Annotated in this window: 12 protein-coding genes; 8 read left to right on the forward strand and 4 right to left on the reverse strand. The window is 44.6% G+C overall.

The annotated features are described in order from the left end of the window. The first annotated feature begins 1 nt into the window (after position 1). The 5 genes from infC to AB4138_RS13960 all read left to right on the forward strand — a co-directional run bounded on the left by infC (position 2) and on the right by AB4138_RS13960 (position 2305). The gene (infC, locus tag AB4138_RS13940) at positions 2 to 553 is read left to right on the forward strand and encodes a translation initiation factor IF-3 (protein ID WP_076654893.1); all 552 of its coding nucleotides are present in this window, start codon (positions 2 to 4) and stop codon (positions 551 to 553) included. Between the two features lie 104 nt (positions 554 to 657). After that, positions 658 to 852: a 50S ribosomal protein L35 gene (rpmI, locus tag AB4138_RS13945; protein ID WP_004738430.1), complete on the forward strand. Its 195-nt coding sequence runs from the start codon at positions 658 to 660 to the stop codon at positions 850 to 852. 42 nt (positions 853 to 894) lie between these two features. Continuing rightward, positions 895 to 1248 carry a 50S ribosomal protein L20 gene (gene rplT / locus AB4138_RS13950; protein ID WP_004733517.1) on the forward strand — a complete coding sequence of 118 codons (354 nt, stop codon included), beginning with the start codon at positions 895 to 897 and terminating at the stop codon, positions 1246 to 1248. Positions 1249 to 1472: 224 nt separating this feature from the next. Then, entirely contained in the window at positions 1473 to 1787 is a 315-nt protein-coding gene (gene yqfB, locus AB4138_RS13955) for a N(4)-acetylcytidine aminohydrolase (RefSeq protein WP_136978283.1), read from the forward strand. 68 nt (positions 1788 to 1855) lie between these two features. Further along, the gene (locus AB4138_RS13960) at positions 1856 to 2305 is read left to right on the forward strand and encodes a hypothetical protein (protein WP_017063604.1); all 450 of its coding nucleotides are present in this window, start codon (positions 1856 to 1858) and stop codon (positions 2303 to 2305) included. An 81-nt stretch (positions 2306 to 2386) separates the two neighbouring features. Here AB4138_RS13960 and AB4138_RS13965 read toward each other — a convergent pair whose 3' ends face one another. From AB4138_RS13965 to AB4138_RS13980, 4 genes are all read right to left on the reverse strand, one after another. Beyond that, complete coding sequence (locus AB4138_RS13965) at positions 2387 to 3625, reverse strand: leucine-rich repeat-containing protein kinase family protein (RefSeq protein ID WP_372306438.1); 1239 nt, start codon at positions 3623 to 3625, stop codon at positions 2387 to 2389. Positions 3626 to 3740: 115 nt separating this feature from the next. After that, on the reverse strand, positions 3741 to 5315 hold the full coding sequence (locus tag AB4138_RS13970) for an ABC-F family ATP-binding cassette domain-containing protein (protein WP_372306441.1): 1575 nt from the start codon (positions 5313 to 5315) through the stop codon (positions 3741 to 3743). A gap of 524 nt (positions 5316 to 5839) precedes the next feature. After that, positions 5840 to 6418 (reverse strand): TetR/AcrR family transcriptional regulator, encoded by a 579-nt coding sequence (locus AB4138_RS13975; RefSeq protein ID WP_017066051.1) that lies wholly within the window; start codon positions 6416 to 6418, stop codon positions 5840 to 5842. Beyond that, the gene (locus AB4138_RS13980) at positions 6415 to 7851 is read right to left on the reverse strand and encodes a coniferyl aldehyde dehydrogenase (RefSeq protein WP_017070227.1); all 1437 of its coding nucleotides are present in this window, start codon (positions 7849 to 7851) and stop codon (positions 6415 to 6417) included. The genes AB4138_RS13975 and AB4138_RS13980 overlap by 4 nt, the downstream gene beginning before the upstream one ends. A 561-nt stretch (positions 7852 to 8412) precedes the next feature. On the opposite strand from AB4138_RS13980, the gene speA reads away from it, so the two are divergent. The 3 genes from speA to AB4138_RS13995 form a co-directional block, all read left to right on the forward strand. Then, the gene (speA, locus tag AB4138_RS13985) at positions 8413 to 10320 is read left to right on the forward strand and encodes an arginine decarboxylase (protein ID WP_372306444.1); all 1908 of its coding nucleotides are present in this window, start codon (positions 8413 to 8415) and stop codon (positions 10318 to 10320) included. Next, positions 10320 to 11246, forward strand: a complete 927-nt coding sequence (speB, locus tag AB4138_RS13990; protein WP_017063610.1) for an agmatinase — start codon at positions 10320 to 10322, stop codon at positions 11244 to 11246. Before speA ends, speB begins: the two co-directional genes overlap by 1 nt. Before the next feature lie 661 nt (positions 11247 to 11907). After that, positions 11908 to 16713 (forward strand): retention module-containing protein (locus AB4138_RS13995; protein ID WP_372306446.1); only part of this gene is annotated, 4806 nt, incomplete at its 3' end.

Below are 16713 nucleotides of genomic sequence, written 5' to 3' on the forward strand. Positions count from 1 at the left end.
TATTAAAGGCGGAAGACGTGGCCAACAACCGGCCAAACAAAACCAGCACCGTTTAAACGGTGACATTCGTGGCGTTCGTGAAGTGCGTCTAACTGGCGCAGACGGCGAAGCTGTTGGTGTAGTATCAATCGCTGAAGCGATGGAAGCTGCAAATGAAGCTGGTATGGATCTTGTAGAGATCAGCCCTAACGCCGAGCCGCCAGTTTGTCGTGTGATGGACTACGGTAAGTTCCTCTTCGAGAAGAGCAAAGCTGCGAAAGAGCAGAAGAAGAAGCAAAAGCAGGTTCAGATCAAGGAAATTAAATTCCGACCTGGAACTGATATTGGAGACTATCAGGTAAAACTACGCAACCTGACTGGTTTCCTAGAAGACGGCAACAAAGTGAAGGTAACAATTCGCTTCCGTGGCCGCGAAATGGCTCACCAAGAAATCGGTGTTGACGTTCTTAATCGTTTGAAAGCGGATACTGAAGAATTTGCAGTAGTCGAATCTTTCCCAACGAGAATTGAAGGTCGCCAGATGATCATGGTGTTGGCCCCTAAAAAGAAGTAATTAACGGCTTTGCAAGTAATTGAACCCTGCAGCCTCAGGTTGCGGGGTTTTATTCGCCCTAATTACTATGTTATTAACAACTCAACAATGCGGAGTTATTCATCATGCCTAAGATGAAAACCAACAAAGGTGCTGCTAAGCGTTTCCAGAAAACTGCTGGTGGTATTAAGTTTAAGCACGCTGGTAAACGTCACATCCTGACTAAGCGTACTACTAAGAACAAGCGTCAGCTACGTCCGAACTCGATCCTTCCTAAATGTGAAGTTGCTCAAGTTCTACGTATGATGCCATACGCTTAATTCTTTTTAGTTTATAAATTCGTTTAGTTTAGGAGAAGCATAATGCCTCGCGTAAAACGTGGTGTACAAGCTCGTGCACGTCATAAGAAAGTTCTAAAACAAGCTAAAGGTTACTACGGAGCACGTTCACGTGTTTACCGCGTAGCTTTCCAAGCAGTTACCAAAGCTGGTCAATACGCTTACCGTGACCGTCGCAACAAGAAACGTCAATTCCGTCAACTTTGGATTGCACGTATCAACGCGGCATCTCGTCAAAATGGTCTATCTTACAGCCGTTTCATCAATGGCCTAAAGAAAGCATCTATCGAGATCGACCGTAAGATTCTTGCTGACATCGCAGTATTCGACAAAGCAGCATTTGCTGTTCTAGTTGAAAAAGCGAAAGCATCTCTATAATTTAGAGTTAGCTTAAAGGTTTAAGAAAAGGAGAACTTCGGTTCTCCTTTTTTATTGCCTGTAATTTGGCTTTGCCATACTCTCTCGCATCTCGCATCTCGCATCTCGCATCTCGCATCTCGCATCTCGCATCTCGCATCCCGCACCTAATTTTTATTCGCTTGAACACGCATTCTGGTATATAAACATTTACCTAACCTTTAAATGTAAAGCGACCGAAATAAATGACCGCACCGACCACTATGACGTTCTTCGAACGTTTTGAAACTGACATCCTATCTGGCAAGAAGACGATTACTATTCGTGATGAATCTGAGCGAGACTACCAGCCAGGCAGTGTTGTGGAAGTATCGACGCTAGAGCAAGACCGTGTGTTCTGTAATCTTAAGATCATCAGCGTTGAGCCAATTTTGTTTGATGACTTAGGTGAGTTCCATGCTCAGCAAGAGAACATGACGCTGCAAGTACTGAAAGACGTGATTCAAGATATCTACCCGGGTATCTCTCAACTGTATGTGGTTTATTACGAGCTTGTGTAGCCCGCTTTAAATAGAATTTGTTGATCAATACTGCGTCTAACGCAGAGCAATGATAAAGGGAAGCCACAATGAGTGAATTACAGAGCGAAACAGTTCAGCAAATTTTGCTTCAACTTTATTGTCGTGAGCAAAATGAGCAGCCGTTAATCTCTAGAACTGATCTCGACATTGCTCTTTATGATAGCGAAGGCTTTCTAGCGTGGCGTGACACAAGGCGTAACTTTACGGTCAGTGATATCGAGAATCGAGTTTGGGTGAAGAGCTGCCCCGGCGGTTACATCACTGAAGTGCACTTCAATGCTGACGGTTCTTTGATTGAATATCGTTTGTTCGACCGATTTGAAACAACAGGGCAGTGGCAACTAAAAGACGGTTTGTTACACGTCGAGATTCTGAAGGGTGAGAACTGCTACCAGTTTGCTGTTGTGGCTCGTGCTGACCTTAATATTCACTCTGCGGTTGAGTATAAGAGCGGAGAGCTGCATTCGTACTTGAAGCTTGTTCAAGTTGAAAGCTAAACGCTGGTTCGTTTAATTAGCATATAAAAAAGCCAACAGTGATGTTGGCTTTGTTGTCTTCAATCTGACTGAATACTTCTATTAAGCTTCGAAGTTCGCCAATCGAGTATAAAGCTCGCTGTCTTGATCTTGCTTTGCACAAATCGTCAGTAGGTCTTCAATAAAGTACTTCAATGCACGTGCTTCAATTCGGCGAATACCTTGTTGCTGTTCTTCAGTTAGGTAGCCGTAGATAGTCGCAGCGCCAAAGTCACCAAAGATCATCTGACCTTGTTCGTTCACTAAAGTGTTGTGAGCGTATAGATCACCATGAGAGACTTTATTGGCATGAAGGTGTTCAAACACATCAATCATCTGCTCTGTAATGCTATTGATTTGAGCAATTGAAAGTTCGAAACCTTCTGGGAAAGTATCACGCGTGCAAGTCTCGAGTGTTGGTGGTAGCCCTAGGTTGTAGTAGCTGTTTGGAATGAGTTCCATCACCAAAGCTAGGTAATCTTGTTCCTCTACTTGGGCGATAGATTTTACCAAGTTGTTATGGTGTCCAGCCTGCAAGCACGCTTCCAGTTCATCATGTGGGTAGCCGTCACTGGTGACTTCGCCTTTAAACACTTTAACCGCCACTTCCTGTGGAAAATCGAAGTCGCTGTTTAGCCAGCTTGCATGCGAGATCACGCCAGATGCGCCTTGGCCAAGTACTTGATTCAGTGAGTAGCATTGCGAGCTTACAGCAGGCACGCTATCTAAGCTGCTAGGGTGTTTGCAAAACGGGTTACCCGCAAACGCTAGCCAAGCCAGTTTTGGTAGCTTGATAAGGAACTCAGGGAATTCAGTCAACTGGTTTGCAGACAGGCGAACTAGCTCAAGGCTTGATAGGTTTTCCATGCTTTCTGGTAACACGCGAATCTTGTTACCCGCCAATGCCAGTTTCTGTAGTCGTGGTCTTTCACCTAGTGAGCTTGGCAGAATCTCAATTTCATTGTCGGTCAGGATCAACCAACGCAGTTGAGTAGGCAGAGATTGCTCGCTAACGGTTTTGATTTGATTGGTTTTGAAGCCAACCATTTCAAGCTTAGGAAGTGACCCCAGAACATCAGGCAGGTGCGTAAACAGGTTATTCGACGCGAAGAAAATACGCAGGTTAGTTAGCTTTGATAACTCGGCTGGTAGGTCTGACAGCTGATTACCTGAAAGGTCTAGGATCTCAAGAGAATCTGCAAGCTCTATGATTTCTAGAGGAAACTCGGTGAGACTTTCCGACAGTTTTAAGCGCTTAATACCTTTAAGTTGCCCTGATTTTAATTGTTCTAGAGTATGCAAACCTTAGCCTTATGAATAGATGTTCGAGGCGCGTAGTTTACTTGTCTCAATCAAGAAAGGCGAGTATCCGGAAGAATACTCGCTTAACTAAACTAAGTGAACGAATTTACGAAGGTTAAAGCTGGATATGGTTTTGGCTAACGCCGACCTCCTCAACAAAATCGCTATCATGACTGACCAAGATGAATGCGCCTTGGTATTCACGCAGAGCCGAAGCCAATATTTGCTTCGAGTCTATGTCCAAGTGATTGTCTGGTTCATCAAGCAAAAGAAGTGGGGCATCCTGTTTATGGCTGACGATCAACATCGCCAGCTTCATTTTCTCGCCACCACTGAGGTGATCGACTTTTCGATATACCGAGTCACGCCTGAATCCAATTCCCGCTAGCAGTGTTCGCGCGTCGCTCTCTGTTAATACAAAGCTATGCGTTATTAAACTATCGAACATCGTATCGTTGGTGTCTAACAGGCCAAAGTGTTGATCCAAATAGATGGTCGCCCCTAAGCGCTTAATCGAGCCTTTATAATTGGCGTGTTGACCGTGAATCGCTTTTAACAGTGTCGACTTTCCACACCCGTTAGCACCGGTTAGATAACACCGTTCCCCTTGTGATAAAGAGAAACTGATTGGCGCACCAGAGCCGTAAATAAGGCGGCAGTTTTCAACGGTTAACAAAGAGCTCTTTTTACTGTTATTACTCTGTTGTAGATACAAGGCCTGTGGTTTTAGTTGTTCCTTTTGTTCTTTAAGAGATTGAAGCTTATGTTGGTTTTGGTCCTTTAAGTTCTTTTGACTAGTGGCTGATGCTCCTTGCGTTCGTCCTGCTTTATCTTTCATCGCATCCAATAATATCTTGGGTTGGCTACCGGACTTTCTGAGTCGATTACCTTGAGACTCACGTTGCTGTGCTTTTTCCTTATTAGCTTGAGCTTGGCGCTCCAGTCGTTTCTTTTCGGATTGGTGATGTGCAATCTGTTTATCTAGTGCATCGGCCTGATTCGACATTTGTTTGAAGTAGTCATCGTAGTTTCCTTTATAGAAACGTAACCCCAAACTGTTGAGATGGTAGATACCTTCCATTTGTCTCAATAAGCTTCGATCATGGCTGACGACAAGTACCTTACCTTCAAACAACTGGCATTGTTCTAGTAGCCAATTGCGTCCGTCGTTATCCAAATGGTTCGAAGGCTCATCGAGGATCAGTATGTCGTTATTTGATACGAATAGCTGATGAAGCTGTAACAGGGCGAGTTGCCCACCACTCAAAGAGCAACAAAGTGTGTTCAAATCACGAGTGATCTTTAATGTACCTAGCAACTGCTGGGTACGCGCCTCCAAATCCCAATCATCGCCAACGATATTGAAGTGCTGCAGTTCACAGCTACCTTGTTCTATGGCGCTTAACGCTTCTAACTTTTCGGTGAGTCCTAAGAAGTCAGCGATGGTGATGTTGGTATCCAGTAGCGTTGATGGTAACTGAGAGTAAAAGCCGATTGAACCTTGGCGCGAAACACTGCCCGTTGTGGGCTGTTTTTGTCCAACGAGCAACGAAAGTAACAATGACTTTCCAGCCCCATTTCTTCCGACTAGGCCTGTGAGGCGAGTGCTCAAATTAAAGGTGATGTTTTTGAATAACCACTCACCAGTATCGAGTTGGAATGAGAGATTATTGGCTAATATAGTCGGCATAGAAATACCTCCCTTTACGTGTAAACGAGTAAAAGGGGTGAGGCGCTTTTCTGTGCAAGCTCCTGCTGGATGCTAACAACAGATCGCCAAAGGCGTTACTTAGATAGATTACCAATGAAAGAGAGAAAGCGGTATTGAGATGGTTCCTGTCTTTGAGGTACTGATCTTAAAGATGTTTGTTTGTCAAAAAACGGATCTTTAAGAGCTTGATTTGTCGTGAAAATAGATGATGAAGTAACGCCCACTAACCCCGAGTGTCCAAATGATTTTTATAAAAATAAATCGGATGTCAGGATGTTAGTACTTCATTATGGCGTTATTCTCTTTTGAAATGATGGTGGGATGGTACTGAAAGAACGTACTCTGAGTCAATATGTTGAGGTGATTAAATTGTGTTCAAATAATTAAAGCGCCTTTGTGGCGCTTTAGTGATCATTATTGGAAATCAGTTGAGTCTAGAACTTATATCTTTGGGTTTAGAGCTTAGAGCTTAGAGCTTAGAGCCTAGAGCCTTGGGCTTAAAGCTACTTGGTTTGCCCACCAACGGCGCGCCAACACATATCAAAGCTATCGTTGATGTACTTCGATGTTTGCTCTGGTGGAGACTCGCTTTGTTCAATCAGCCAGTTTGCACAAATCAGAAAGTGGCTATGAATGAAGTGTCTAACAAGGTTAATGTCCAACACCATCAATTCACCATCTTGTTGCCCTTTCAAAATGATCTCGTCTAGCGATGCGAACATCTGTGAAACAATCACTTCTCGAGTTTGAGTCGTTGGGTCGAAATGAACATTGGTGAAGAACTTCATCGCAACCGGATTCTCTAATGCCCACTCAATTCCTGTGATCCACATGAACTTAAAGGTTTGGTAGCGATCTTCTACAGCCACATCAGTGTGCGGTTGAAGGGTCGAGAATAGCTCTAGCTTCAGCTCGCGAAACAGTTCATCAATCAATAGAGATTTATTCTCGAAGTGGTGGAACAACGTCGCTTTTGCCACGCCGGCTGTTTTCGCTATTTGTCCGGTAGATGTGCCCTCTAGCCCTTGTTGAGAGAAGAGCAGGAGTGCAGCATCTAGGATTTTTTGTCTTTTGGTGATCATCTATTGAGTACTTTGAACATCAGTTTCTTGATTGGGTTGTTGTAAGGAGGATGCATTAACTTGGTGAAGTTGATTTTTCCTCTACTTAGAACGGTTTTGGCATGGCTAAGGGTCTTGAAGCCCTCAATGCCGTGATAGTGTCCCATGCCTGAAGGGCCGATGCCACCGAATGGTGCGTCTTCTGCAGCCACATGCACCAAAGAATCATTAATACACACGCCGCCAGAGTGCGTGTCTGATAAAAGCTTGTCTTGGGTTTCTTTATTATGGCTCATTAGGTACAGAGCCAGTGGGCGTTCTCTCTCTGTGATGTAATTGATTGCTTCTTCGATGGAATCATAAGGCACGATAGGCAAAACAGGACCAAACAGCTCTTCTTGCATCGCGAGCATCTCATCGTTCACTTCGGTGAGAAGGTGCGGCGTCATTCTGTGGTTTACATCGTCTTGTGCTTGTTCGGTTACCGTGTGAATAACCGCGCCTTTGGCTTGTGCGTCTTCAATGACACCTTTCAAGCGATTGTATTGGCGCATGTTGATCACTGAGGTTAAGTCTTTGCTCTCAATACCGGCTTTATAAAGCTTCTTGAAATAACGCTTATAGGCTGTGATGAACTCGTCTGATTTTTCTCGCGGCAATAAGATGTAATCAGGCGCTACACATATCTGGCCAGCGTTTAGACTCTTGGCAAACAAGATACGTTCAACAGCGTCAGCCACATCAAAGTCAGGGGCAATGATGGTTGGAGATTTGCCGCCTAATTCCAAGGTAACTGGTGTTAAGTTGTTAGCCGCTGCTCTCATAACGTGTTTACCCACAGCGGTTGAGCCTGTGAAAAGGATATGGTCAAACGGCAGTTGGCTAAATTTAGCGGAAACGTCAGCTTCGCCTTCGATAATCGCAACCTGATCTTCACTAAAGCCTTCGGCCAACATCGCTTTTAAAACTCGGTTGGTCGCTGGAGTAAACTCCGACATCTTGAGCATCGCCGTGTTGCCCGCTGCTAACGCTGTGATCAGAGGGCCTAAAGAGAGCATGACTGGGAAGTTCCAAGGCACGATGATACCAACCACACCTACTGGCTGATAATGCACAGTAATCTTGGCTGGTGTTAGCATCAAGCCGGCTTTTCGACGTGAAGGCTTCAACCACTTCTTCAGGTTTTTATCACTGTAATTGATCTGGTGTAGGGAAGGGGTGATGTCAGCAATTAAGCTGTCGTGCTCTGCTCGATGGCCATAATCTTCAGATACTGCCTCAATTAACTGCTCTTGGTAGCGCATTAATAGTTTTTTCAAGACTGAGAGATCATTTCGTCTCTGATCAAGTGTTGGATTAACGTTGTTACGGTAGTGATCTTGTTGTCGGTTGAATATTTGATCCATGTCGTTGGTGCTCGACGTGTTTGGTTCAAGGTCTAGATTATGGCTCATAGTATCCCCTAAATTCGAAGGCTGACCGATTGGTTGGTCAGTTAAAATTACAAGAAGATTGAACCGAATACAAGATATGCGCGAGAAAAGTTCAAAAATTGAGCGGTTACAACATTGAAGTGAGCGAGTTCTAGTAGGAAGAATGAAGTGTTTATCGGCATCGAATCGCGGGACACAAGCTGTGTTGGTGATAGCGAGAGTTCAGATTGTGAAGTGCTTATATTTGTCACAACTCTGACTTAACCTCACTCAATTTACTAAAAATCTTTTGGTTTCTGCACATTTTTTCTCCCTAATTTAATGTGAGAAATTGCTTTATATTTAATGCGCTTCAGCCTGTTTTTTACCCTAAAACCTTGTAATTCCTTACCTGTCATTTTAAGTCGATCTGTCGATAAAAAAACGTAATCGTCACCACAAATATCAATGGTTGGACTCGCTCTTAATAATATCGGTTAATGCAGCCAACAAATCGTTTTTAAACGCTTTTTGTTGGGTTATACCTCGCTATTCCAAAGAGGTATCTTCTGTCGATGGCCCTATAGTGTGAGGTCTCTAGAATTGGAAAATTCGGTTAATTTGGAACGCATCCGTGCTGAGTATAATGTAAAGCACTGGAGCCAAGGTTTTTATGGAATTGATGATAACGGTGAGGTGTATGTTTCACCGAGCGAGACGGATCATCAAGTCCCACTAAGTAAGATCGTAAAACAGTTAGAGCAAAGAAATATTGGTTTACCTGCTCTTGTGCGTTTTCCTCAAATAGTGCATCAACGTGTGCACAATATCTGTAACGCATTTAACCAAGCGATCGACGAATATCAGTACGACAATCGTTACCTACTTGTTTATCCGATTAAAGTTAACCAACAAAAAGAAGTGGTTGATGAGATCTTAGCGAGCCAAGCTCAATTAGAGCAAAAGCAGCTAGGACTAGAGGCGGGCAGCAAACCTGAACTATTAGCGGTACTGGCGTTGGCTCAAAAAGCGAGCTCTGTGATCGTGTGTAACGGTTACAAAGACAGAGAATACATCCGCCTTGCACTGATTGGCGAGAAGCTAGGGCACAAGGTTTTTATCGTTCTAGAGAAGCTGTCAGAGCTTGATCTTGTTCTTTCTGAAGCGAAAGCTCTGGGTGTGAAACCTCGTTTGGGTTTACGTATCCGTCTTGCTTCTCAAGGCGCAGGTAAATGGCAAGCAAGTGGTGGTGAGAAGTCGAAGTTTGGCCTGTCTGCATCACAAGTGCTTACTGTTATCGAACGCTTGAAAGCCGAAGACCAGCTGGATGTACTTGAACTTGTGCACTTCCACCTAGGTTCGCAAATGGCGAACATTCGTGATGTGCGAAATGGTGTGAGTGAAGCGGCTCGTTTCTACTGTGAACTGCGTGATATTGGAGCTCAACTGAAGTTCTTGGATGTTGGTGGCGGTTTGGCGGTCGATTACGACGGCACACGCAGTCAATCTTCTAACTCAATGAACTACGGCTTGCTTGAGTACGCTCGTAACATCGTGATGACAGTAGGGGACATTTGTAAGCTCTACAATCAGCCACAACCTGTGATCATTTCAGAATCTGGTCGCTCACTGACAGCGCACCATGCTGTGTTGATCACCAACGTGATTGGTACTGAAAGCTACTCACCGGAAGACATGGCTGCGCCTGAAGCTGACGCTCCAATGTTGCTAAACAACATGTGGAAGAACTTCTTAGAGCTCGATGCTGGTAATGATGACCGTGCGTTGATTGAGATCTATAACGACACTCAGAGCGATATTGCAGAAGCGCACAACCAATTTGCGACCGGTATGCTGAATCTTCAGCACCGTGCTTGGGCAGAGCAGATGTCTTTGCGTATTAACTACGAACTTAGCTCTCGTATGAGTACTAAGAACCGTTACCACCGTCCTATTTTGGATGAGTTGAGCGAGCGTTTAGCCGACAAGTTCTTCGTGAACTTCTCGCTGTTCCAATCTTTACCAGATGCTTGGGGTATTGATCAGGTATTCCCTGTATTACCTCTAAGTGGTTTGGATAATGCGGATGAGCGACGCGCTGTAGTACTGGATATCACCTGTGATTCTGACGGTACGATTGATCAGTACGTTGATGGCCAAGGTATTGAAACAACGCTGCCAGTTCCTGCGTGGAACCCAGATGAACCATACCTGATGGGCTTTTTCTTAGTCGGCGCATATCAAGAGATCTTGGGCGATATGCACAACCTATTTGGTGATACCCACAGTGTCGTGGTGAATGTTGATGAAAGTGGTCAAGCGAATATCGACTACATCAATGAAGGCGATACGGTTGAAGACATGATGCGTTATGTTCATATCGATACGGATCTGATTCGTCAGAACTACAAAGATTTGGTCACCGCGAAAGTACCAGCGCAAGAGCAGCAAAGCGTACTTGAAGAGTTAGAGCAAGGCTTGATGGGTTACACCTATCTTGAGGATTTTTAATGAACGATCTATTTACGAAACCAGATTACTCGTTGTACTCCAATGCGATGACGTTTATGCGTCGTCCATTGGTGCAAAACCCAATCGACAACGATGCTGATGTGGTTGTGTTGGGCGCGCCGTTAGATATGGCGACGTCTGGTCGTCCGGGTGCTCGTATGGGACCTGATGCGATTCGTCGTGCGTCAGTAAACTTGGCGTGGGAAGGTAAAAAATTCCCTTGGGACTTCAATGTATTTGAACACACCTCGGTCATTGATGCTGGCGACCTTGTGTTTGATTGCGGTGATGCAGAAGACCTAACTCAACGTTTAGAAGCAGCTGCTGATGCGATTCTAAACAGTGGTAAAACTCTGTTAGGTTTAGGTGGCGATCACTTCATTACACTGCCTTTGTTAAGAGCATATGGCAAGAAGTACGGTGAGATGGCTCTGATTCACTTCGACGCGCACACTGACACTTACAGTCAGGGTAGTCGTTACGATCACGGTACTATGTTCTACCATGCGCCAAATGAAGGTTTAATTTCGCCTGAACATTCAGTGCAAATTGGTATTCGTACAGAGTACAAGCAGGAAGGGCACGGCTTTAACGTTATTAACGCGATGCAAGCGAACGACATGAGCGTGGACGAGATCATTGCTCAAGTGAAAGGTATTGTTGGTAATAAGCCAGTGTACTTAACGTTTGATATCGATTGTCTGGATCCTGCTTTTGCTCCGGGTACCGGCACACCAGTATGTGGTGGTTTGAACTCAGATAAAGTGCTCAAAATCATCCGTGGCTTACAGGGTATCAACATGGTTGGTATGGACGTTGTAGAAGTGTCTCCTGCCTATGACCAAAGCGAAATTACGGCATTGGCTGGTGCGACGATTGCTCTCGAGCTGCTTTACGTCTGGACTGCAAATCGCCTTGCTAAATAGTTGTGTGTCATTGCTAACAGCATAACGCTATATACTGATTTTAAAGCCCACTAAGGTTCAACTTAGTGGGCTTTTTTTGGATACCTCGAAATATCCATTTGCAACTTCTACTCATTGTCCCTGCATACCCATTCAATACTCTAACTGTTGTATATGTAATTGGCGCCATATACGGTGTTTGAACAGTTTCTCATCAGCTTTATGCTGCACCTTGTCTCAAATATGGGATTTAGTTCTTCTTTGGGGTTTAGGTATATATCGACCCTATCAATCGCCCATAAATCCTAATGATTTATCAACTTTATTACTGTATATATTTATAAAAATTTGAGGTGTAATTAAGGTGTGCGTTTTATTGCACATTAATCAACACCCTATAAACTTTTGCTTAGTCCATGAACAAACTAAAGTGAATGCCTAGATTTGTGAAAAGAAGTCACTTCGCACAGACATGACATTTCGGATAAGGAAGACTAGGCTTAAAGTTAAGTAAACTATAAAAAAAACAGGCGAAACGGAACTGACTCATCACATACATCAGTCTACGTAATTGATTGTTAATGCAGAGAATAAGTTCTGAATATAATTTAAGCCTGAAACCGTTATTACTATCATTTTCACGATGTTGGGCAATACAGCATTTTGTGACCTCGGGGGATATATGGGTATTGAAGTTTCGCGCCAAGCTGCAGTTGTAGAGGCAGTGAGTGGAGAAGTCATTGCGGTTAAGTCTGATGGAAGCGCACGAAAAATTTCAGTTGGCGATATTATTCGTGAAAACGAGATTGTTATCACTGCAAACCAAGCAGAGCTGTTATTAGGTAACCCAAACGGTGTCACTGAGGTGGCAAGTAATTGTGTTGGCTGTGTTGATCAAGACTTAGTGTGGGCTGATGCTCCTATCGCTGGAGAAGTTAATTTTGACTTACAGCAAGCCGATGCAGGAGATTTTGATGATGATGAATTTGCTGCTATCCAAGAAGCCATTTTAGGTGGTGCCGATCCGACCCAAATCTTAGAAGCAACGGCTGCGGGGGGCGGATTAGGTTCTGCAAACGCTGGCTTTGTGACGATTGACTACAACTACACCGAAACTCATCCGTCGACATTTTTTGAGACCGCAGGTCTAGCAGAACAAACGGTTGATGAAGACCGAGAAGAGTTCAGAACAATAACCCGTTCATCGGGCGGTCAATCAATCAGTGAAGTGCTCACCGAAGGCTCCATTTCTGGCAATACCTACCCCCAATCTATTACAATTACCGAAACGATTATTGCTGGTAGTTTAGCGCTCTCCCCTGATTCTTTTGTTCCAGAAGCACTGTCTCTCGCTTCGCTACTCACAGAGCTAAACAGTGATATTACTTCAAGTGGTCAACCCGTTACGTTTACTTATGATGCGGCGACGAACTCTATCATTGGTGTTCAAGGCACCGATGAAGTATTACGCATCGACATCGATGTTGTTAGTGTTGGAAACAACGCTGAGCTTTCATTGACCACAACGATTTCTCAACCAATTGATCACGTAACGTCTGTTGGTGGCGGTCAGGTTTCTTACACTGGCGATCAAATAGATATTGCCTTTGATATTCAAGGTGAAGACACCGCTGGGAACCCGCTAGCAACACCCGTTAACGCACAAGTTTCAGTGTTTGACGGGATAGATCCGTCTGTTGAAAGTGTCAATATCACTAACGTTGAAACTAGCAGCGCGGCAATCGAAGGGACGTTCTCAAATATTGGTAGTGATAACCTTCAATCAGCCGTATTTGATGCAAGTGCACTGGACCAGTTTGATGGGTTGCTCAGTGATAATCAAAACACGCTTGCGAGACTTTCTGATGATGGAACAACGATTACTCTGTCCATCCAAGGTCGAGGTGAGGTTGTTCTCACTATCTCTCTAGATACCGATGGCACCTATAAATTCGAGCAGTCTAATCCGATAGAACAAGTGGGTACCGATTCACTGACGTTCGCTTTGCCAATCACGATTACCGATTTTGACCAAGATGTTGTAACCAATACGATCAACATTGCCATTACTGATGGCGATAGCCCTGTTATTACTAATGTTGACAGTATTGATGTTGATGAAGCGGGCATTGTTGGCGGCTCACAAGAGGGCACGGCGCCAGTGTCTGGCACTGGCAGTATCACCGCGGACATTTTTGAAAGTGACATCATTGACCATTATGAGCTAGAACCCACTGAATTTAATACTAATGGCACCTTGGTTTCAAATGGCGAGGCTGTGCTACTTGAGTTGATTGATGAAACCAACGGTGTAAGAACTTACGAAGGTTATGTTGAGGTCAATGGATCGAGAATTACTGTCTTTGACGTTAAAGTTGATAGTCCGTCATTGGGGAACTATGAATTCACTCTGTACGAAGAGCTTTCGCACCAAGGCGTTGAAGATGCGGTATTAACTTTTGCACTGCCAATTTATGCCGTTGATGCGGATGGAGATCGTTCTGCACTATCTGGCGGTTCGAACACACCAGAAGCCGCTGAGATTCTCGTTAATGTAAAAGATGATGTACCAGTGATGACAGCACCTACAGGGGAAACAGTTGTCGATGAAGACGATCTTACTGGTATTGGTTCAGATCAATCTGAAGATACCATTATTAATGGATTATTCACGGTTGATGAAGGCGCCGATGGCGTTGCGAAGTATGAACTGGTTGATGAAGATTTGGTTCTGACTGGCTTAACCTCTGATGGAGAAAGTCTAGAGTGGCAAGCTGTTTCACAAAACGGCACAACATTTACTTACGTTGCTCAAACTGCAACGAGTAATGAAGCGGTGTTCGAGATTATTTTCGATACCTCAGATAACAGTTATCAATTCGAACTGTTTAAACCAATTAAGCACCCTGGTGGCGCGGCTGAAAACACGATTGACCTTAATTTCTCTGTTGTGGCTGAAGATTCCGACCAAGATAAATCGAATGCGGTCGATCTGCAGATCACGGTGACGGATGATGTGCCAACCATCACTGATACGACTGTTGCGAGTACGTTTGTCGTTGATGAAGATGATTTAGGCACTGTTGTCGCTCAGGCGACAGGCTCGTTTGTTACCACAGAAGGTGCTGACCAAGCTGAGGTTTACGAACTACGCAATATCTCAACGCTGGAAGCGACGCTATCGTCGGGCAATGAAGGTATTAAGATCACTGAGATCACAGGTGCTGCTAACACGACCACCTACCAAGGCGCAACTGACGCGAGCGGAACGCCAATCTTCACATTAGTGCTGACCGATGATGGTGCTTACACGTTTACATTGCTTGGTCCTCTCAATCACGCTACGACACCGAGCAACCTCGATACATTAACCATACCGTTCGATGTTGTTGTTGTTGATCGTGATGGGGATGACTCTAACCAATATGTATTGCCAATCGAGGTGCTTGATGGTGCGCCAGTAATGACGGCGCCGACTGGTGAAATGGTTGTCGATGAAGACGATCTTACTGGTATTGGTTCAGATCAATCTGAAGATAGCATTATTAACGGGTTATTCACGGTTGATGAAGGCGCCGATGGTGTTGTGAAGTATGAACTGGTCGATGAAGATTTGGTTCTTACTGGCTTAACCTCTGATGGAGAAAGTTTAGAGTGGCAAGCTGTGTCGCAAAGCGGCACAACATTTACTTACGTTGCTCAAACAGCAACGAGTAGTGAAGCGGTGTTCGAGATTATTTTCGATACCTCAGATAACAGCTATCAATTCGAACTGTTTAAACCACTTAAGCACCCTGATGGCTCTGATGAAAACACGATTGACCTTAACTTCTCTGTTGTGGCAGAAGATTTCGACCAAGATAAATCGAATGCGATCGATCTGAAAATCACGGTGACGGATGATGTGCCAACCATCACTGATACGACGGTTGCGAGTACGTTTGTCGTTGATGAAGGCGATTTAGGCTCTGTTATCGCTCAGGCGGCAGGCTCGTTTGTTACCACGGAAGGTGCAGACCAAGTAGAGGCTTACGAACTACGTAATATCTTGACTCTGGAATCGACGCTATCGTCGGGCAATGAAGGTATTAAGATCACTGAGATCACAGGTGCGGCTAACACGACCACCTACCAAGGCGCAACGGACCCAGGCGGAACGCCAATCTTCACATTAGTGCTGACTGATGACGGTGCTTATACGTTTACTTTACTTGGCCCTCTCAATCACGCTACGACACCAAATAACCTCGATACATTAACAATACCGTTTGATGTTGTTGCTGTTGATGGTGACGGCGATGATTCTAACCAATATGTATTGCCAATTGAGGTGCTCGATGATGCGCCAACTATCACTGATACGACTGTTGGGAGTACATTTGTCGTTGATGAAGACGATTTAGGCTCTGCTGTCGCTCAGGCGACAGGCTCGTTTGTTACCACTGAAGGTGCAGACCAAGTAGAGGTTTACGAACTGCGTAATGTCTCAGCGCTTGAAGCGACATTAACCTCTGGAACTGAAGCGATTTCTATTACAGAAATCACAGGGGCGGCTAACACAACGACCTATCAAGGTACGACGACAAGCGGGACTCCTATCTTCACGCTCGCGCTAGCGAATGATGGCTCTTATACCTTTACGTTGTTAGGTCCTCTAAATCATCCTACAAGTCCGAATTCCAACACCTTAACGATTCCATTCGATGTCGTTGCGGTTGATGGTGATGGCGATGATTCTAACCAATATGTATTGCCAATCGAGGTGCTCGATGATGCGCCAGTAATGACGGCGCCGACTGGTGACATGGTTGTCGATGAAGACGATCTTACTGGCATTGGTTCAGATCAATCTGAAGATACCATTATTAATGGGTTATTCACGGTTGATGAAGGTGCCGATGGTGTTGTGAAGTATGAACTGGTTGATGAAGATTTGGTTCTGACTGGCTTAACCTCTGATGGAGAAAGTTTAGAGTGGCAACCTGTGTCGCAAAGCGGCACAACATTTACTTACGTTGCTCAAACAGCAGCGAGTAATGAAACTGTGTTCGAAATTATTTTCGATACCTCAAACAACAGCTATCAGTTTGAACTGTTTAAACCTCTCAAGCACCCTGATGGTGCCGATGAAAACGTGATTAACCTTAACTTCTCTATTGTTGCAGAAGATTTCGACCAAGATAAATCGAATGCGATCGATCTGAAGATCACGGTGACGGATGATGTGCCAACCATCACTGATACGACGGTTGCGAGTACGTTTGTCGTTGATGAAGGCGATTTAGGCTCTATTGTCGCTCAGGCGACAGGCTCGTTTGTTACCACGGAAGGTGCAGACCAAGTAGAGGCTTACGAACTACGTAATATCTCAACGCTAGAAGCGACGCTATCGTCGGGCAATGAAGGTATTAAGATCACTGAAATCACAGGTGCTGCTAACACGACCACCTACCAAGGTGCAACGGACTCAGGCGGAACGCCAATCTTC

It is taken from the genome of Vibrio sp. 10N.286.52.C3 (genome assembly GCF_041468865.1).
Classification (GTDB): Bacteria; Pseudomonadota; Gammaproteobacteria; order Enterobacterales; family Vibrionaceae; genus Vibrio; species Vibrio crassostreae_C.

Coding starts and splice junctions, on each gene's coding strand:
- rpmI (WP_004738430.1), top strand. CDS start 658: ATGCCTAAGATGAAAACCAACAAAGGTGCTGCTAAGCGTTTCCAGAAA.
- speB (WP_017063610.1), top strand. CDS start 10,320: ATGAACGATCTATTTACGAAACCAGATTACTCGTTGTACTCCAATGCG.
- AB4138_RS13980 (WP_017070227.1), bottom strand. CDS start 7,851: ATGAGCCATAATCTAGACCTTGAACCAAACACGTCGAGCACCAACGAC.
- AB4138_RS13960 (WP_017063604.1), top strand. CDS start 1,856: ATGAGTGAATTACAGAGCGAAACAGTTCAGCAAATTTTGCTTCAACTT.
- yqfB (WP_136978283.1), top strand. CDS start 1,473: ATGACCGCACCGACCACTATGACGTTCTTCGAACGTTTTGAAACTGAC.
- AB4138_RS13970 (WP_372306441.1), bottom strand. CDS start 5,315: ATGCCGACTATATTAGCCAATAATCTCTCATTCCAACTCGATACTGGT.
- AB4138_RS13975 (WP_017066051.1), bottom strand. CDS start 6,418: ATGATCACCAAAAGACAAAAAATCCTAGATGCTGCACTCCTGCTCTTC.
- rplT (WP_004733517.1), top strand. CDS start 895: ATGCCTCGCGTAAAACGTGGTGTACAAGCTCGTGCACGTCATAAGAAA.